The sequence below is a fragment of the Microbacterium sp. UBA1097 genome (assembly GCF_002313585.1).
Classification (GTDB): domain Bacteria; phylum Actinomycetota; class Actinomycetes; order Actinomycetales; family Microbacteriaceae; genus Microbacterium.
Window position 1 is genome coordinate 1 of sequence record NZ_DCBW01000048.1, and the last position, 17,115, is coordinate 17,115.

Annotated in this window: 17 protein-coding genes and 1 pseudogene; 9 read left to right on the forward strand and 9 right to left on the reverse strand. The window is 68.0% G+C overall.

From position 1 onward, the window contains the following. Both B4F19_RS11795 and B4F19_RS11800 read left to right on the forward strand, forming a co-directional pair. A partial coding sequence (locus B4F19_RS11795; RefSeq protein WP_292735132.1) for a phosphoribosylglycinamide synthetase C domain-containing protein occupies nt 1-224 on the forward strand: 224 nt, incomplete at its 5' end. A gap of 62 nt (nt 225-286) precedes the next feature. Continuing rightward, the gene (locus B4F19_RS11800) at nt 287-1,183 is read left to right on the forward strand and encodes a phosphoribosylaminoimidazolesuccinocarboxamide synthase (protein ID WP_292735133.1); all 897 of its coding nucleotides are present in this window, start codon (nt 287-289) and stop codon (nt 1,181-1,183) included. A gap of 27 nt (nt 1,184-1,210) precedes the next feature. Here B4F19_RS11800 and B4F19_RS11805 read toward each other — a convergent pair whose 3' ends face one another. The 5 genes from B4F19_RS11805 to B4F19_RS11825 all read right to left on the reverse strand — a co-directional run bounded on the left by B4F19_RS11805 (nt 1,211) and on the right by B4F19_RS11825 (nt 7,144). Next, on the reverse strand, nt 1,211-2,254 hold the full coding sequence (locus B4F19_RS11805) for a LacI family DNA-binding transcriptional regulator (RefSeq protein ID WP_292735135.1): 1,044 nt from the start codon (nt 2,252-2,254) through the stop codon (nt 1,211-1,213). Between the two features lie 46 nt (nt 2,255-2,300). Further along, nucleotides 2,301-3,785, reverse strand: coding sequence for a GH1 family beta-glucosidase (locus B4F19_RS11810; protein WP_292735138.1), 1,485 nt, complete (start codon nt 3,783-3,785; stop codon nt 2,301-2,303). A gap of 1 nt (nt 3,786) precedes the next feature. Continuing rightward, nucleotides 3,787-4,695 carry a carbohydrate ABC transporter permease gene (locus tag B4F19_RS11815; protein ID WP_292735141.1) on the reverse strand — a complete coding sequence of 303 codons (909 nt, stop codon included), beginning with the start codon at nt 4,693-4,695 and terminating at the stop codon, nt 3,787-3,789. Continuing rightward, nucleotides 4,692-5,792, reverse strand: coding sequence for a carbohydrate ABC transporter permease (locus tag B4F19_RS11820; protein WP_228179371.1), 1,101 nt, complete (start codon nt 5,790-5,792; stop codon nt 4,692-4,694). Before B4F19_RS11820 ends, B4F19_RS11815 begins: the two co-directional genes overlap by 4 nt. Nucleotides 5,793-5,863: 71 nt before the next feature. Beyond that, nucleotides 5,864-7,144, reverse strand: coding sequence for an extracellular solute-binding protein (locus B4F19_RS11825; RefSeq protein ID WP_292735144.1), 1,281 nt, complete (start codon nt 7,142-7,144; stop codon nt 5,864-5,866). A gap of 250 nt (nt 7,145-7,394) precedes the next feature. Here B4F19_RS11825 and purS point away from each other — a divergent pair, with 250 nt between their 5' ends. Then, nucleotides 7,395-7,643: a phosphoribosylformylglycinamidine synthase subunit PurS gene (gene purS, locus B4F19_RS11830; RefSeq protein ID WP_228179373.1), complete on the forward strand. Its 249-nt coding sequence runs from the start codon at nt 7,395-7,397 to the stop codon at nt 7,641-7,643. Further along, a complete protein-coding gene (gene purQ / locus B4F19_RS11835; protein WP_292735147.1) occupies nt 7,640-8,347 on the forward strand; it encodes a phosphoribosylformylglycinamidine synthase subunit PurQ in 708 nt (235 codons plus the stop codon). Before purS ends, purQ begins: the two co-directional genes overlap by 4 nt. A gap of 283 nt (nt 8,348-8,630) precedes the next feature. Here purQ and B4F19_RS11840 read toward each other — a convergent pair whose 3' ends face one another. Beyond that, the gene (locus B4F19_RS11840) at nt 8,631-9,062 is read right to left on the reverse strand and encodes a DUF1761 domain-containing protein (RefSeq protein ID WP_292735149.1); all 432 of its coding nucleotides are present in this window, start codon (nt 9,060-9,062) and stop codon (nt 8,631-8,633) included. A 90-nt stretch (nt 9,063-9,152) separates the two neighbouring features. On the opposite strand from B4F19_RS11840, the gene B4F19_RS11845 reads away from it, so the two are divergent. Beyond that, a complete protein-coding gene (locus B4F19_RS11845; protein ID WP_292727822.1) occupies nt 9,153-10,097 on the forward strand; it encodes a 2-hydroxyacid dehydrogenase in 945 nt (314 codons plus the stop codon). Nucleotides 10,098-10,109: 12 nt separating this feature from the next. Here the strand turns inward: B4F19_RS11845 and B4F19_RS11850 are convergent, their stop codons facing one another. After that, entirely contained in the window at nt 10,110-10,670 is a 561-nt protein-coding gene (locus B4F19_RS11850) for a nucleotidyltransferase family protein (RefSeq protein ID WP_292735152.1), read from the reverse strand. 156 nt (nt 10,671-10,826) lie between these two features. Here B4F19_RS11850 and B4F19_RS11855 point away from each other — a divergent pair, with 156 nt between their 5' ends. Continuing rightward, nucleotides 10,827-11,591 carry a nucleoside phosphorylase gene (locus B4F19_RS11855; RefSeq protein ID WP_195692735.1) on the forward strand — a complete coding sequence of 255 codons (765 nt, stop codon included), beginning with the start codon at nt 10,827-10,829 and terminating at the stop codon, nt 11,589-11,591. Nucleotides 11,592-11,614: 23 nt separating this feature from the next. On the opposite strand, the gene B4F19_RS11860 is transcribed toward B4F19_RS11855, so the two are convergent. Both B4F19_RS11860 and B4F19_RS11865 read right to left on the reverse strand, forming a co-directional pair. After that, nucleotides 11,615-12,592, reverse strand: a complete 978-nt coding sequence (locus tag B4F19_RS11860; protein WP_292727827.1) for a zinc-binding dehydrogenase — start codon at nt 12,590-12,592, stop codon at nt 11,615-11,617. A gap of 103 nt (nt 12,593-12,695) precedes the next feature. Next, the gene (locus B4F19_RS11865; protein WP_292735155.1) at nt 12,696-13,088 is read right to left on the reverse strand and encodes a DUF1304 domain-containing protein; all 393 of its coding nucleotides are present in this window, start codon (nt 13,086-13,088) and stop codon (nt 12,696-12,698) included. Nucleotides 13,089-13,206: 118 nt separating this feature from the next. On the opposite strand from B4F19_RS11865, the gene B4F19_RS11870 reads away from it, so the two are divergent. From B4F19_RS11870 to B4F19_RS11880, 3 genes and pseudogenes are all read left to right on the forward strand, one after another. Beyond that, a complete protein-coding gene (locus B4F19_RS11870) occupies nt 13,207-14,043 on the forward strand; it encodes an FAD binding domain-containing protein (RefSeq protein WP_292735158.1) in 837 nt (278 codons plus the stop codon). Next, nucleotides 14,040-16,805, forward strand: a complete 2,766-nt coding sequence (locus B4F19_RS11875) for a molybdopterin-dependent oxidoreductase (protein WP_292735161.1) — start codon at nt 14,040-14,042, stop codon at nt 16,803-16,805. The genes B4F19_RS11870 and B4F19_RS11875 overlap by 4 nt, the downstream gene beginning before the upstream one ends. Before the next feature lie 3 nt (nt 16,806-16,808). After that, nucleotides 16,809-17,115, forward strand: a pseudogene (locus tag B4F19_RS11880) (hypothetical protein); the annotation flags it as partial.

A 17,115-nucleotide genomic window follows, 5' to 3' on the forward strand; every position in this document is an offset into this window, starting at 1 on the left:
TCACGGGAACGGATGCCGCGGCATCCATCGAGGGCGTGCACCTGGCGCACGCCGCCACGGCCCACGGCCCGGAGGGCCTCGTCGCTACCGGGGGTCGCGTGCTGAACGTCGTGGCAACCGGTGAGAACTTCGCCCAGGCCCGCGCGCGTGCCTATGAGGCGCTGTTGCGGATCACGCTCGAGGGCGGCCAGTTCCGCACCGACATCGCCGCGAGCGTCGGCTAGCTCGATCGCGCGGCTCGCGGTGGATACCGCGGGGCCGGTTGGGGACCTGCGACAATGCTCGGGTGACAGATCACGGCGCTCCCGTTTCGCTGCCCGGATGGCACCCCGTCTACTCGGGCAAGGTCCGTGACCTCTACCTTCCTGACGACGAGACCGACACCCGAATGCTGGTGGTCGCAAGCGACCGCGTCAGCGCGTTCGACCACGTGCTCGAGCCCGGCATTCCCGGTAAGGGAACACTGCTGACCACGCTGAGCTTGTGGTGGTTCGCGCAGCTCGCGGGCGCTGACGGCGGCGCGCCGGTTCCGAATCATCTCGCGGGCGATCAGGGAGAAGTTCCGGATGCCGTGCGCGGCAGGGCGATGCTCGTGCACCGCCTCGAGATGCTCCCCGTCGAATGCGTCGTTCGCGGCTACCTCACCGGCTCCGGCTGGGCGGAGTACACCGAGAGCGGGACAGTGTGCGGCATCCCACTGCCCGACGGCCTCAGCAATGGCGACCGACTTCCCGAACCCCTGTTCACCCCCGCCTACAAGGCGCCGCTCGGCGAGCACGACGAGAACATCACGTTCGATCAGACCGTCGAACTCGTCGGCACAGACCGTGCGGCACAGCTACGCGACCTGTCGCTGGAGACCTACCGCCGCGCGGCCGAGACCGCGGCCGCGCGCGGTCTGATACTCGCCGACACGAAGTTCGAGTTCGGCATCCGTGACGGCGACGTGACCCTTGCCGACGAGGTACTGACGAGCGATTCGTCGCGCTACTGGGATGCCGAGACCTGGCGAACCGGAACGACTCCAGCCGAGCGCATGGCCAGCTTCGACAAGCAGATCGTGCGCGACTGGCTCGCAGCAGCCTGGGACAAGACCGGCACGCCCCCCGAGCTGCCGGCCGAGATCGTCGAGCGGACTGCCGAGAAGTACCGCGAGCTCATTGACCGCTTGACGAGCTTCTGACCCAGGCCCGCCGCGCGGACCGCACCCTCAGGAGCTCTGGCGAACGATCAGCTCGGTGTCGAGGATCGTCGCGTGCGGCGGCGTGCCCCCGGCGAGCAGGTCGAGCAGCACACTCACCATGTGTTCTCCCTGCTCGAACGACGGCTGACGAATCGTCGTGAGCGGCGGGTCCACGGTCTCGGCTACCGGTGAGTCGTCGAAGCCGATGATCGCGACATCCGCCGGCACCTTCAGCCCCGCGCCGGCGAGCACCGAGATTGCACCCTGGGCCATGAGGTCACTCGCGATGAACAGCGCACGCGGTGCGGGCCCGGCGCTCAGGATGCGGCGCATCGCGCTCGCGCCACCGTCGGTGGTGAACCCGCCGTCGGCGTGCGCGCCCTCCGGAAGGCCGGCCTCCGCGAGCGCTCGCCGGTATCCGGCGAGGCGGTCCACACCGCCGGGCATCGTGAGAGGGCCGGTGATCGTGCCGATGTCGGTGTATCCCCGCTCGATGAGGTACCGGGTGGCGTCGTATCCGGCCCGGACGTTGTCGACATCCACGTAGTAGTCAGTGGCACGCTCACGCACCGGGCGGCCACCATAGACGACGGGCACGGCGGCTGCGATGCGATCGATGAACGTGTCGCTCGTGTGGTGGGATGCGATCAGGGCGCCGTCGACGCTTCCCGACCGCAGGTAGCTCGTCGTCTTGTCGCCCGGGTCGTCGCTCGCGATGAAGAGGTTCAGCACGTAGTCGGACGAGCGCAGCCCCGCGTTGATCCCCGAGACGATGGCCGCGAAGAACGGGTCCCCGAAGAAGCGGGTCGTGTCTTCGGGCACGACCAGTGCCAGCGCACGCGTCTGCCTGCTCGCGAGCGACCGGGCGGCGCGGTTGGGCACATAGTTCAACTCGGCGATCGCGCGGTTGACGGCATCCAGCGCCGCGGGGCTCACGGCAGTCGAGCCATTCACAACGCGCGAGACCGTCGATCGCGACACACCGGCGGCCGCAGCTACCTCTTCGATCGTCACAGCACCGCGATACGGAGTAGCCCGCACAAGCTCTTCGCCCACGACGGCCTCGCTCATCGTTCCACCGTCCACGTGGGTATCCTCCCTCGACGGGGCGCTTCGCCTAGGGCGATTCGGGGAGCGCCCGCGATGCGATGATCTCGCGGTACCGGGCACCGCTGTCTTTGACGACCCGCTCTTGCGTGTCGTACTCGACTCGTACGATACCGAACCGCTTCTCGTATCCCCACGCCCACTCGTAGTTGTCCATGAGCGACCAGTAGAAATACCCGCGCACGTCGACGCCGGCAGCCGCGGCGTCGAGGATCGCCGCGAGGTGGTTCTCGAGGAAGGCGGTGCGGGCCGCATCATGCACGTGCGGGACGCCGTTCTCTTCCACGCGGACGTCGTCGAAGGCCGCTCCGTTCTCGGTGACATACAGCGTGACACCCGCGGGCTCGGCGTACTCGTCCCACACCCGCCGCAGGAGCGTTGTCAGTCCCGAGGGCTGAATTTCCCAGTTCATAGCCGTGCGAGGCAGGCCCCGATCGTGCCAGAAGATGTCCTCGTGCGAGGGGAACGGCGATGCCGTCTCGCGTTCGGTGGGCGCCTCGCCGCCGCCGGGACTGACCACGGGAGGAGTGCCGCCGACGAGTTCGCCGTGATAGTAGTTCACCCCGAGGCTGTCGATCGGTGTCGAGATCACGGCGAGGTCGGCATCCGAGACAGCCCCCTCCCACTCCGCTACCGCGGCCCCGTCGACGGCACGGATGTCTTCGACGATGTCGGCCGGGTACGAACCGCGGAAGATCGGGTCGAGGAACCACCGGTTGAACTGGCCGTCGATCCGACGGGCGGCGTCGAGGTCGGCTGGTGCGTCGGTGACGGGCTCGGCAACGGTGAGGTTCAGCGTGATCCCGAGGTTCAGCGACTCATCGCGCGCGCGCAGTTCCCGCACGACCTGGCCGTGACCGAGCAGCAGGTGGTGCGAGGCGAGCATCCCTTCGTCGATGCTGAATCGACCGGGGGCATGGATGCCGGCGGTGTAGCTGAGGAACGACGAGCACCACGGCTCGTTCAGGGTGGTCCAGACCTTGACGCGGTCGCCGAGCGCATCGTGCACGTCAAGCGCGTACTCGGTGAACAGGTCTGCGGTCTCGCGCGCGGCCCAACCGCCACGCTCCTGCAACGCCTGCGGCAGGTCCCAGTGGTAGAGCGTGAGCCACGGCAGAATGTCGGCATCCAGCAGCTCGTCGACCAGGCGCTTGTAGAAGTCGAGCCCCGCGGGGTTGATCGCGCCGCCGTCGGGGCGGATCCGCGACCACGAGGTCGAGAAGCGGTACGTCTGCAGCCCGAGGTCGCGCATGAGCGCGACATCCTCGCGATAGCGGTGGTAGTGGTCGCAGGCGACGTCGCCGTTGTCGGCGTTGATCACGGCGCCGGGAACGCGACTGAAGGCATCCCAGATCGAATCGCGTCGCCCGTCTTCGTGGGCAGCGCCCTCGATCTGATAGGCCGCGGTCGCTGCCCCGAACAGGAAGTTCGTCGGGAACGGGCGTGCCGGCACGAGTGCCGCATCCACGGTTTCGGTCGAGAAGTCGGTGGTCATTTCAGCCTTTCACTGCTCCTGCCATGATGCCGCTCACGAGCTGCTTACCCGCGAAGATGAACAGGATCAGCAGCGGAATCGTGGCGAGGATCACCCCAGCGAGCACGATCGAGTAGTCGACGAAGTAGTTGGACTGCAGGAGCGACAGCGAGACGGGAAGCGTCGGGTTCTGCCGGTCGAGCACGATGAACGGCCAGAAGAAATTGTTCCACGCCGTCACGAACGTGAACAGTCCGAGCATTGCGGCAGCGGGACGAGCCGCCGGGATGCCGATGGTCCAGAAGGTGCGGAACGAGCTGGCACCGTCGACGCGGGCTGCCTCGATCAGCTCGTCGGGCACGGCCTGCTGCAGATACTGCGTCATCCAGAACACGCCGAACGCCGTCACGAGCGCGGGGATGATGATCGCGCCGATCTGGCCGGTCCACCCGAGGTCCGCGAACAGGATGTACAGCGGCACGACACCGAGCTGCGTGGGAACTGCCATGGTCGCGATCACAAAGACCAGCAGCCAGCGGCTTCCCGCGAAACGCAGCTTCGCAAAGGCCCACCCGGCGAGTGTCGAGAAGAACACCACGGATGCCGCGATGACCACCGAGCTCCAGATGCTGTTCCACAGGGCCAGCCAGAAGTTCACCGCGGGGTTGGACACCACGGCAGCGGCGTTCGCAAAGAAGTTGCCGCCGGGAATCCACGACATGTTGGGGTCTCGGATGGTGCTCGAATCCCCCGAGCCGATGAGGATCGACCAGTAGTAGGGGAAGAAGCATCCGAGCAGGAAGACGCCCAGCACGGCGTAGGTGACCCAGCCGGGACGCTGACCGCGGATCCCGCGGCGGCGGCGCGGTTTGCGCTCCTCGGGCGGGAATTCGTCCCGCGGGGCTACCGGGATCGGCTCGACGGCGGTCATCGCACGTCCTCCTTGGGTGTCGATGCTGCCTCGGATGACCGGGCTGCGGCGGATTCGGCCGCGAGCCGTTCGCGGGCAGCGCGGCTCTGTTCCCGGCGCTGTCGGCGGGTCAGCTCGCCGCGGCTGCCTTCGGTGCGCACGACGCTCTGGGTGACCAGCAGATTGATGACACCGATCACGAGGATGATGATGAACAAGATCCAGGCAAGAGCTGCCGCACGACCGAAGTTCCACTCACCCCAGCCGATGTTGTAAAGCCAGAGGGTGATCGTCAGCCACTGCGAGTTCGCACCGCCGGTGCCGTACTGGTCGTACATGCGCGGCTCGTCGAAGATCTGCAGGCCACCGATCGTCGAGGTGATGATGACGAAGATCAGGGTCGGTCGCAGGCTCGGCACCGTGATGGAGAAGAACTGACGGATGCGTCCGGCACCGTCCACGGTCGCCGCTTCGTAGTAGTCCCGCGGGATCGCCTGCATCGCGGCGAGCAGGATCAGGGTGTTGTACCCGGTCCAGCGAAAGTTGACCATTGTGGCGATTGCGATGTGGCTGGCGAAGGCATCCGAGTGCCACGGCACCGCCGGGATACCGATCGAGGCGAGGAAGTTGTTCACCAGGCCGTACTGGTCGGCGAACATGTTGCTGAAGATGAGGGCCACCGCGACCGGGGCCATGACGTAGGGGACGAGAACGCCCATGCGCCAGAACGTCTTGGCGCGGATGTTCTGGTCGAGCATCGCCGCGATGAAGATCGCGATGATCAGCTGCGGCACGCTCGAGAGCAAGAAGATGCTGAAGGTGTTGCGCAGAGCAATCCAGAACTTGGGGTTCGAGAGAACCCACGTGTACTGCTCGAAGCCGATGAACTCGCCGGAGTTGCGGACCAGATCCCAGTCCATGAACGAGATCACTGCCGTGTAGGCGATCGGGAAGAGTCCGACCACGAAGAAGAGGATGAAGAACGGCGAGATGTAGAGGTAGGGCGAGAGCTTCAGGTCCCACCGGCTGAGGCGGTGCCCGAAACCGATGCGGCGCGGGGGCCGGTCGGGGTTCTTCGCCGGGGCGTCAGATGCCGGGCGAGCGAGTGTGCTGGTCACGAGAGCTTCCTGAGATCGAGGGGAGGTGCCGCGGACCCGGCGGAAGGGCGCCGGGTCCGCGGCGGGGTTTATCAGCCGATCAGGTCGACTTCAGACACCCACTGGTCCCACGACTGCTGCGGGTTCTGCGTGCCGTCTTCGACACGGGTCAGCGCCTGCTGCATGGCGTCGTTGATCTGGAAGTAGTACTGGCCCTTGAACGGCACGACGTCAACGGCGTTGGCGCGATCGGTGAAGATCGAACCGACGGGCGCGTTGTTGAAGTACTCGTTCGTGGAGTCCAGCAGGATCGGGTCAGCCAGCGCGTCCACCTGGCTCGGGAACGTTCCGGCGTCCTCGAAGGCGGTGATCTGCTGCTCCGGAGCGGTCAGCCAGTCAGCCAGCTGCTGGGCAGCGGCGACGTTCGCGCCGTTGGCAGGAACGGTCAGGTACGAGCCACCCCAGTTGCCACCGCCGCCGGGGAACACGTTCGCGATGTTCCACGTGGTGACGTCGGGCGCGTTGCCAGAAATGACACCGAGCATCCAGCCGGGGCAGAGCATCGTGGCGTAGTCGCCGTTGGCGAGCCCTGCGAACCAGTCGTCGCCCCACTGCTGCAGGTGAGCGGACTGCGTCGAGCTGGCGTCGAGGACGGCGTTGTAGATGTCCTGGACCTCGGGGTTGGTGGTCGCGATGATCTCGCCAGTGGCGGGGTCTTCGTAGGTGGTCTCGACCTGGTTGATCATGCCCTGGTAGGTGGCGCCGGCCGAGTCGAACCAGGCCTTGCCGGTTGCGTCGACGTACTGCTGACCGACCGTGAAGTAGGTGTCCCAGTCGCCCGTGAGGAGCTCAGCGACGGCATCCGGGTCGGTGGGCATACCGGCGGCCTCGAGCAGGTCGGTGCGGTAGCAGACAGCCTCGGGACCGATGTCGGTGCCGTAGCCGATGAGGTTGCCATCGGGGTCGGTCGCAGCCTCGACCTTCCAGTCGAGCCAGCGGCTCGCGAGGTCGGCCGGCACCGGCGCGAGGAGGTCGGCGTACTGCATGACCTCGGGCAGCCAGTCAACCTCGATGGCCTCGATGTCGGCAAGACCCGTCTTGCCCAGCTTCTGGAAGTAGTTCGCGCGTGCGTCGTTCGACGTGGCGGCGATGTTGTGGACGATCGTGACGTTCGGGTTCTCATCCATGTACTGCTGAAGCAGCGCATCGGTGTACCCGAAGTCGTTGAAGGTCGAGATGGTGAGGGTGATCGGCTCGTCGGGGTTGACGGTTTCCGATCCCCCGCCGCTGCCCGAGCAGCCGGCGAGGACGAGCGCGGAGGCGCCGAATGCTGCGGCGACGATCGCGCTGCGACGGAAGGCACGTGATGACACAGTCACTCCTTTGTGTGATGGATGCCGGACGGGCACCCGTTGGCTTGTGCCTGGGTACCGAGGGAGGGCGGAACCCTGGCCGCCGTGGGAACGCTCCCACGACTGCGGAACACGGTACGGGAGCGCTCCCACGACGTCAAGGGAGCGCTCCCAAATGATCGGGTAACGGTTTGATGACGGCGCGTCAGCGCGCCATCCAGGCGCCTCGGTAGACTGAGAGCGCCCCCTCCCTCGACATCCGGAGCGCCCCATGCCGACCATCGTCGTCGACGTCATGCCCAAGGCCGAGCTGCTCGACCCCCAGGGAAAGGCCGTCGCCGGCGCCCTGAACCGGCTCGGAATCGACGGCTTCGCCGGTGTGCGCATCGGCAAGCGCTTCGAGTTGACGGTCGAGGGCGAGGTCGACGACGCTCTCCTCGAGTCCGCTCAGCGAATCGCCGACGAGATCCTCTCCAACTCCGTGATCGAGGATGTCGTCGGGATCGAGGTCATCGAGTGACCGTCCGCATCGGGGTCATCACGTTCCCCGGTTCGCTCGACGATCGCGACGCCCAGCGCGCCATCCGTGTCGCCGGCGGCGAGCCCGTTGCGTTGTGGCACGGCGACCACGACCTCGGTGGCGTCGACGCTCTCGTGCTTCCCGGCGGCTTCAGCTACGGCGACTATCTGCGTGCCGGCGCTATCGCCGCCCACGCGCCGATCATGCGCGAAGTCGCGGATGCCGCGGCGAAGGGGATGCCGATCCTCGGCATCTGCAACGGTTTCCAGATGCTCGTCGAGGCTCACCTGCTTCCTGGCGGCCTCATCCGCAACGCGCACCAGCAGTTCATCCGTCGCGATCAGCGGCTGCGCGTCGAGAACGCCGACACCGCATGGACGAGCGGCTTCGAGGCGGGCCAAGAGATCGTCATCCCGCTCAAGAACGCTGACGGCGGCTACATTTGCTCGACCGAAACCCTCGAACGCATCGAGGGCGAAGGCCTGGTCGCGTTCCGCTACCTCGGGGTCAACCCGAACGGCTCTCTCGACGATATCGCCGGGCTCACGAACGAGCGCGGCAACGTGGTGGGCCTGATGCCGCATCCTGAACACGCCGTCGAGCCCGGCTTCGGCCCCGACACCCGCGCGGCGATGCGTTCGGGCACCGACGGCCTCACGTTCTTCACCTCGGCGATCTCGGCAGTCGTCAACGCCGCGGCCTGAGCTCGGTCCGTCGGAGCTTCAGTCGCGCCTTCCTGCGGCTCCCACACCGGGCAACTCGCACAACGACGCGACCGAAACTGGAGGTCCATCGTTCAGTCGCGTCATGCTGCGGGTCGAGCACCGTAGGACCCACACATCGGCGCTACCGAATCGCGCCGGACTGCGCGCCTGAATCGTGCTGGACCGCGCGCCCCACTAGTTCAGTCGCGTCATCCTGCGGGTTCGCACCCGCGCAACTCACATCTCGGCGCGACTGAAGGAGGGTACTCACATCGCTGGCACCTCAGACGGTTCCCGCGGGCGGCCAGACGCCGATGATGAGCGCCATCACGAGAACCGTGACCAGCTCGTGCGCGATGTTGAGCACCGTCAGCGAGGTGGGGCGCCCCTCGAAGGCATCGTGCGTGATGAAGCGCGCGGCGGTGAAGCCTGCCCACAGCACGGCGCCGGTCCCGACCGCGGTCAGCAGGAAGCTGCCGCCGAAGGCGTGCCACACCACGTCGGTCGCGGCAGCGAGCACCCAGGCCGACACGAAGCTCACGATGACGGTCACGATGATCGCGAGCGTCGCGCTGGATCCGGGGCGATTCATGTCGACGTTCGCGAGCTTCGCCCACCGCACCCCGAACACCTTCGGCGTGTACCAGATCGACCCGACCACCATCGTCGACAGGGTCGCCAGGATGACTGCCCAGTAGTTGATCGCCAGTTCCATCCCTGCTCCTTCGCCGTGCACGAGAACGGATGCCGCATGCTGACGCGAGCGTATCGGCATCCGTACCGCGGCGATAGGTAGCGTGAAGGGGTGACTTCCGACGCACCCACCCTGGTGATCTCCGTCCCCGACGACAAGCTCGAGAAAGACCTCAGCGGCCTTCCCGGCATCGAGGTCGTGCGGTGGGACATGGGCGATGCGGCGCCGCGGGCGGCGTTCGACATCGTAGTTCCGCCGTACATGCGCAGCCCCCGGGTGCTCGCGCGGCTCGAGGGTGTCGAGGTCCGGCTCGTGCAGAGTCAGTCGATCGGGTACGAGGCAGCGGCGAAGCACCTGCCTCCCGGGATCGTGTTCGCAAACGCCGCGTCCGTGCACGAGGGGTCGACGGCCGAGCTTGCCGTCGCGCTGACCCTCGCGTCGCAGCGGCAGATCCCGCGCTTCGTCGCGGCTCAGGATGCCGGACGCTGGGCTGGCCCGCGCGAGGGCGATGCCTTCCCGTCGAGCCTCGCCGACCGCCGGGTGCTCATCGTGGGGTTCGGCGGCGTCGGCACGGCGATCGCGGCGCGGTTGCGCGGGTTCGAGGCTCACGTCGAAGCTGTCGCGACGCACGCGCGGACAGAGGACGGCACGGTCGTCCACGCACTCGAGGAGTTGCCAGTGCTGCTCCCCCAGACGGAGATCGTCATCCTCGCTCTGCCGGGCGGGGACGGCACGGCGAAGCTCGTCGACGACGCCTTCCTTTCGGCGCTCCCGGATGACGCACTGCTGGTCAATGTCGGTCGCGGAAGCCTCGTCGACACCGATGCCCTGCTGCGCCATCTGCGCGGCGGCCGGATCCGGGCGGCACTCGATGTCGTCGAGCCCGAGCCCGTGCCGGAGGGCCACCCGCTGTGGTCGGCACCCGGACTGCTGCTCACTCCCCACGTCGGCGGGGCGTCAACCGCGATGCGGCCCCGGATCGCGGCTCTCGTTCGGCAGCAGGCCGAGCGGATGCAGCGCGGCGAAGAGCCGATCAACGTCGTGCTGCGCACCTGACGCCCCGCGCCACTACCGGGTGTCGGTGTCGGCGCCATCCCACAGGTCGGCGCACTCGACCGCGAGCGCGGCGTGGGTGGCGAGGTAGCGGTTCGCGCCCGAGTCGCCGCGAACGGATGCCGCCACCAGCTCCCAGTGATCGCGGCCGATGACCGCCGGATGCCCGGGCCGACCGTCGAAGCTCGCCCGAGCCAGGGATGCCGGCACGGCGCCGGCCTCGAGCACCCGCGCGACAACCGATGCCGGCATCCCGGGAACGTCGACGGGAGCGATGACGGCGGAGTCGGCATCCGTGTTCGCGGCAGCCGCGAGCCCTGCGCGAACTGACGCCGACAGCCCATCGGCCCAATCGCCGGCAACCACCGGGCTCACCGAATCGAGAGCGGAAACGACCTCGCGAGCACGCTCGGCCTCGGCTCCGATCACCACGAGTACCTCGGAACAACCCCCGGCACGAACGGCGGCGACCACACGCTCGAGCCACAGCACACCACCCGCGTCGCGCGCGAAGATCTTCGGCTGCCCGTAGCGACTTCCCGCCCCGGCTGCCAACACGATTCCGCACGCCGTCACGCCGGTGAGCGTACCGGGATCCGACGGCCCCCGGGAAACAGTCGCGAAACAGCTGGTGGGTAGGCTCGGGCACAGAGCACGTCCTATCAACCATGGCGCCGGCGCCAGGGCGGGGACTGCGACGACCCGATCGTCTCAGAACCCCAGGAGGTATTCATGTCTGTCGTCGACAAGTCAGCTGCAGGGCTCGACGCCCGCCAGTATCACATCGCCATCGCGCCAGGAGAGGTCTCGAGCGTCGCGCTTCTGCCCGGGGATCCGTTCCGGGTGCCGCTCGTTGCCGAGTTCCTCACGGACGTGAAAGAGGTCGCGCACAACCGCGAGCACCGCACGATGACCGGCTGGTACAAGGGCCGTCACATCACGGCGACTTCAACGGGCATGGGATGCCCCTCCACCGCGATCGCGGTCGAAGAGCTCGCCCGCGTGGGCGTGACGTCCTTCATCCGTGTCGGCAGCTCGGCGGGTCTGCAGCCGGGCATCGCGCCGGGAGACCTGCTCGTGAGCGAAGGCAGCTTCCGCAACGACGGCACGACGGATGCCTACCTTCCCAAGGGCTTCCCCGCGGTGCCCGACCTGGAGCTGACCACCGCGCTGGCCCGTCACGCGGAGCGCATCGCGGGGGCTGCGGGAACGAACTCGTTCCGAGGCATCAGCGTGAGCGATGACGCGTTCTATGCCGAGACGCCCGAGTGGATCGCGCAGCTGAACACCATGGGCATCCTGAACGTGGAGATGGAGGCATCCGCCCTCTACATCGTCGCCCGTCTGCGCGGCCTGCGTGCCGGCATGGTGTGCGCCTGCTCGAGCAACCTCGTCGACGGCGCATCGCTCTATTCGGGCACGAAGGCCGACCTGCAGGCGGGCTGGATGCGCTCGATCGAAGCGGCTCTCGAGACCGCCGTCGAGCTCGAACTCTGACGGCGGCCTCGCTCTCTCGCGCTCTACGGGCGCAGCATGACCTTGCCGACGCGGCCGGGCTCGAAGTTCAGGCGCGACGCGTCGGCGATCTGCTCGAGCGGGAAGATCTGCGAGACGGGCAGATCGAGCTTTCCCTGCGCGACGAGGGTGATGATCTCGCGGATCAGCTCGACGCGGTGGGCCGGGTCCATGGCGGCGCTGACCTTGCTGCCCCAGAATCCGCGGACCGTGAGCTGACGGAAGATCACGTCACCCGACGGGATCTCCATGGTGGGGGATGCCATCGCGCCGAAGACCACGAGGGTGCCGTTCTCCCCGAGCAGCGAGGTGACGTCTCCGGCTGCGGCACCGCCGACGGAGTCGACACCGGCACGGATGGATGCGCCACCGGTGATCTCCGCGACGCGGTCGCGCCAGTTCTCGGCATCCGTCCCGACGACATCATGGATGCCGACAGCGGCGAGTTCGTCGACGCCGGCGCCGCGGCGAACGAGGCCGAGCACGCGGACTCCGCGGGAGGCGGCGAACTGCGCGACCAGGCGCCCGACGGCGCCGTTCGCTGCGTTCTGCACGATCCAGTCGCCCTCGCTGACGTCGAGGTATTCGAGCAGGCTCGCAGCGCTCAGCGGCATGGAGATGATCTGGGCGGCTGCCTCGTCGGCGACGGCATCCGGCACCGGGATGAGGGCTGCGGCAGGAGCAATGACGTACTCGGACCAGACCCCGAAGACGGATGCCGTCACGACGCGCTGACCGACCTCGACGCCGGTGACTCCCTCGCCGAGCGCGTCGACGACGCTCAGCGCCTCGGTGCCGGCGCGGGCGGGAAGCTCGGGCTTGTAGCCGTAGTCACCGCGCACTGTCCAGAGGTCGTGGTTGTGGATGGGGCTGAGGACGACCTTCAGCCGGACCTGGCCGGGTCCGGGCTCGGGGAGCTCGACCTCCTCGACGGCGAGGACCTCTGCCGGGTCACCGAACTGGTGCTGCACGAGTGCGCGCATGATTCTCCTTTGTACGGATGTCGAGTGCGGCGCTCTTCGAGGATCACCCGGGACGAGCGCACCCGATCCACAACGTCAGCGGGATCGCGTTTTAGTCCCGCAGTCAGCCGTTCAGCAGGGCGATGACAAGGCTCACGACCGCGAGCAGCGGGAACAGGCCCTGCGTCACGGCGGCTCGTCGCTTGTCGGGCGAGGTGATGAACAGCACGAGGGCTGCGGCCAGCATTGAGCCGGTTCCCACCAGCATGAGGGTCACGCCGACCGTCACGGAGCCGATCGCTGCGACGACGATCCCGAGGATCGCGGCGATCGCCAGGAACAGGTTGTAGAAGCCCTGGTTGAACGCGAAGGCGCGGGTGATTTCGACCTCGGCATCGTTGCGCACCCCAAACGTCGCGCGGCTGCGGGCTCCGCCCCAGGCGAGCGACTCGAGCCAGAAGATGTAGACGTGCAGCAAGGCGGCCAGTGCGGCGAAGACCATTCCGGTGATGAGCATCCGGGTTCCTCTCGACTCGCTTAGCCTGACACGTGCCGCGGCGAAACACTCGCGAAATCCTCGGCTGATTCACTCGGAGTGTTCGCTGAGTCAACATCGGATGCCGGAGGAAGGGCGCATGGACATCACCACCGTCACGTCCTATCGCTTCGCGAGCAGCCGCGGCGACCTCGCTCTCGCGCCCGGAGAGAAAATCCTCGCCGGCGGCACGTGGCTGATGAGCGAACCGCAGTCCGAGGTGACCGGCTTCGTCGACATCACGCGCATGGGCTGGCCCGAGGTCGAGGTCACTGACGCGGGGCTCCGTGTCGCCGCGACCTGCACGATCGCGCGATTCGTAGCGTGGTCGCGCGGCGAACTCGATACCCCGGTTCCGGCCGGTTGGCACGCCACGGGAGCAATCCCGGATGCCGCGCACGCGCTGCTTATGTCGTTCAAGGTATGGAACACCGCGACGGTCGGCGGAAACGTCTGCCAGTCGTTCACGGCAGCGGCGATGGCGTCGCTTCTCGCGGCCCTCGACGGCGAAGCGGTGATCTGGACGCCGGACGGCGGCGAGCGTCGACAGCCGGTTGCGGAGTTCATCACCGGTCAGGCAAAGAACACACTGCAGCCCGGCGAGGTGCTGCGCGCGCTCGACGTTCCTGCGGCAGCGATGCTCACCCGCGTGAGCCTGCACAAGATGGCCCTCGCCGAGCTCGGCCGATCGGGCATCGTCGTGAGTGGCCGCCGCGGGGACGACGGGTCGACGGTCGTCGCGGTGACGGCATCCACCCTCACTCCCCACGTCTTCCGATACCCCGACCTTCCCGACGTGGGCCAGCTGCGCGCGGATGTCACCAGTCCGTCCGACTTCTTCACCGATGCGCTGGGCGAAGCAGACTGGCGGCGCGCGGTCACCGCCGTGCTCGCAGAACGCGTCGTCGCTGACCTCACGACGGAGGACGTGGCATGAGGCTCACGGTCGACGGCGCCGAGCTCGAGGGCGACCCCACTCCGGGCCAGTGCCTGCGCACATTCCTTCGCGAGCATGGACACACCGAGGTCAAGAAGGGATGCGACGCCGGCGACTGCGGCGCGTGCGCCGTGATCGTGGATGGCGCTCCCGTCCACTCGTGCATCGTGCCCGCCCAGCGCATGGATGGCGCCGTCGTCACGACCGCGGGGGGCCTCGCGCCGGGCGACGAACTGCACCCCGTGCAGGAGCAGCTCGTCGAACACTTCGGGTTCCAGTGCGGGTTCTGCACGCCAGGGATGGCGGTCACGGCATCCACCCTCACCGAAGCCGACCTGCCCGAGCTCGACCGCCGCATGAAGGGGAGCCTGTGCCGCTGCACCGGCTACCGCCCGATTCGCGAAGCAATCACGGCGGCGGTCATGGGCCCGGTGCGCGAGACCGGTTCGACCTCTGTCTCTTCCGGCGGCATTGGGGCGTCGGTGATTCCCGAGCCCGCGCGCCGTATCGTGCAAGGTCGCGAGCCGTACACGCTCGACGAGCCCGTCACCGGATCCCTGGTGCTGCGCGTTGTCGGCTCGCCGCACGCGCATGCCCGCATCATCTCGATCGACACGGATGCCGCCCGCGCCGTCCCGGGGGTTGTCGCCGTGCTCACGCACGAGGATGCCCCGGCCACCCGATTCTCCACGGGCCGCCACGAACACCGCACCGACGACCCCGACGACACGCGCGTGCTCGATGACACCGTCCGCTTCATCGGCCAGCGCGTCGCCGCTGTCGTCGCCGAGACCGCCGCCGCAGCTGACGCGGCAGCCCGCCTCGTGCAGGTCGAGTACGACATCCTGCCCGCAGTTTTCGACCCCGAAGAAGCGCGCACGCCGGGGGCGCCGATGCTGCACCCGGGCCGCACTCCCGAAGACCGGGTCGCGGATGCCTCCCGCAACGTGGTCGCGCAGTTGCACGAGGGCCACGGCGGCGACATCGACGAGGCGCTCTCGGCGAGCGCTGTCACCGTCACCGGCACCTGGCAGACCTCGCGCGTCACGCACGCGCAGCTCGAGACACATGGCGCGGTCGGCTGGCTCGACGAGCACGGCAGGCTCGTCATCCGTTCGAGCACGCAGGTCCCGTTCCTCACCCGCGACGAGCTCGCGCACGTGTTCGACCTGCCCCGCGAGAACGTCCGCGTCTTCGCAGCCCGGGTCGGCGGCGGCTTCGGCGGCAAGCAAGAGATCTTCACCGAAGACCTCGTCGCCCTCGCGGTGCTGCGCACCGGACGCCCCGTGACCTACGAATTCAGTCGCACCGAGCAGTTCACGCGGGCGTCGCTGCGGCATCCGATGCGGGTCGCGGTGACCCTCGGGGCGGATGCCGACGGCACCCTCACCGCGATGAAGCTCGACGTCCTCAGCGACACCGGCGCGTACGGCAATCACGCGATCGGCGTGATGTTCCACGGCGTTGCCGAGTCGACGACCGTGTACCGGACGCCGGTGCGTCGCATCGACGCCGAGGCCGTCTACACGAACAACGTGCCCTCCGGGGCGTTCCGCGGGTATGGGCTCGGGCAGGTCATGCTCGGCGTGGAATCTGCCATGGACATGCTCGCGCAGAAGCTCGAGATGGATCCGTTCGAACTGCGCCGGCGCAACATGATCCGGCCGGGCGACGCGCTGCATCCGGATAAGGATCCGTACGAAGACGACCTCATCATCGGCAGCTACGGCCTCGACCAGTGCCTCGATCTCGCGCAGGATGCGCTGCGCCGCGGCAACGATGTGTCGGCCCCAGAGGGGTGGCTGGTCGGCGAGGGCATGGCGGTGGCGATGATCGCCACGATCGCTCCGCGCGGGCATTTCTCCCGCTCGAAGGTGGCGCTGCGCCCCGACGGCACCTTCGTGGTGCGCGCCGGCACGGCCGAGTTCGGCAACGGCACGACCACCGTGTTGCGCCAGATCGCGGCATCCGTGCTGGAGGCACCGTTTAGCCGGCTGCACCTGTGGACCGCCGACACGGATGCCGTCGCTCACGACACGGGAGCGTTCGCCTCGACCGGAATCACCGTCGCGGGCAAGGCGCTTGCCGCCGCGTGCCAGGCGCTGCGGACACGGATGCTCGAGCTCGCCGCCGCGCAGACCGGCACCGATGCAGATGCCGCGCTGTTGACGGATGCCGGCGTCGCGACTCCCGCGGGTGTTGTGCCGTTCGCGGAGCTGGTCGCTGCAGCTTCGCCCGAGGAGCGCGACGAGAACGGCCTGTTCGCGACCGGTGGCGAGGATGGCGCGCTGCGGTCGGTGGCGTTCAACGTGCACGCGGTGCGCGTTGCCGTGGAGCCCGAGACCGGGGTCGTGCGGATTCTGCAGTCGGTGCAGTCAGCGGATGCCGGAACGGTGATGAACCCCGCGCAGCTGCGCGGACAGATCGAGGGCGGCGTCGCGCAAGCCGTCGGTAGCGCGCTCTATGAAGAGGTTCTCGTCGAAAACGGTGCAGTGCAGAACCCCGTGTTCCGCGTGTATCGCGTGCCGCAGTTCGCCGACGTTCCCGAGACCGAGGTCTACCTCGCCGACACCTCAGACACGGTCGGCCCGTTCGGCGCAAAGTCCATGAGCGAGTCGCCGTACAACCCCGTCGCCCCCGCGATCGGCAACGCCATCGCCCGGGCGCTCGGAAAGCGACCCTTCCACCAGCCCTTCACCCGCCAGCGCGTGTGGCGCTTGGCGCAGCATCCTGAGACCGCCCCCACCCGAACCGCGGAGTAACCCATGCCGATTTCGACATCCTTCACCATGACCCTGCCCACGTGGCTCGTCGACGAGGCCGACACGCTGCCTGCCGTGCTGCCCACGCTCGAAGAGCGGATGGCGCTCGTGAACCGCCTCGCCGACCGCAACTGGCGCGAGGGCAACGGCGGTCCGTTCGCCGCGATCGTCGTGGATGACACCACGGGTGAGCTCGTATCGGCGGGAGTGAACGTCGTGCTCTCGACCGGCAAGTCGTCGGGGCACGCCGAGGTGATGGCCCTCGGGCTCGCGCAGCAGCGCCTCGGCCGCTGGGACCTTGGCGCTGACG

Coding starts and splice junctions, on each gene's coding strand:
- B4F19_RS11805 (WP_292735135.1), bottom strand. CDS start 2,254: ATGAGCGAGGCCGTCGTGGGCGAAGAGCTTGTGCGGGCTACTCCGTAT.
- B4F19_RS11810 (WP_292735138.1), bottom strand. CDS start 3,785: ATGACCACCGACTTCTCGACCGAAACCGTGGATGCGGCACTCGTGCCG.
- B4F19_RS11815 (WP_292735141.1), bottom strand. CDS start 4,695: ATGACCGCCGTCGAGCCGATCCCGGTAGCCCCGCGGGACGAATTCCCG.
- purS (WP_228179373.1), top strand. CDS start 7,395: ATGCCGACCATCGTCGTCGACGTCATGCCCAAGGCCGAGCTGCTCGAC.
- B4F19_RS11840 (WP_292735149.1), bottom strand. CDS start 9,062: ATGGAACTGGCGATCAACTACTGGGCAGTCATCCTGGCGACCCTGTCG.
- B4F19_RS11855 (WP_195692735.1), top strand. CDS start 10,827: ATGTCTGTCGTCGACAAGTCAGCTGCAGGGCTCGACGCCCGCCAGTAT.
- B4F19_RS11860 (WP_292727827.1), bottom strand. CDS start 12,592: ATGCGCGCACTCGTGCAGCACCAGTTCGGTGACCCGGCAGAGGTCCTC.
- B4F19_RS11865 (WP_292735155.1), bottom strand. CDS start 13,088: ATGCTCATCACCGGAATGGTCTTCGCCGCACTGGCCGCCTTGCTGCAC.
- B4F19_RS11870 (WP_292735158.1), top strand. CDS start 13,207: ATGGACATCACCACCGTCACGTCCTATCGCTTCGCGAGCAGCCGCGGC.
- B4F19_RS11875 (WP_292735161.1), top strand. CDS start 14,040: ATGAGGCTCACGGTCGACGGCGCCGAGCTCGAGGGCGACCCCACTCCG.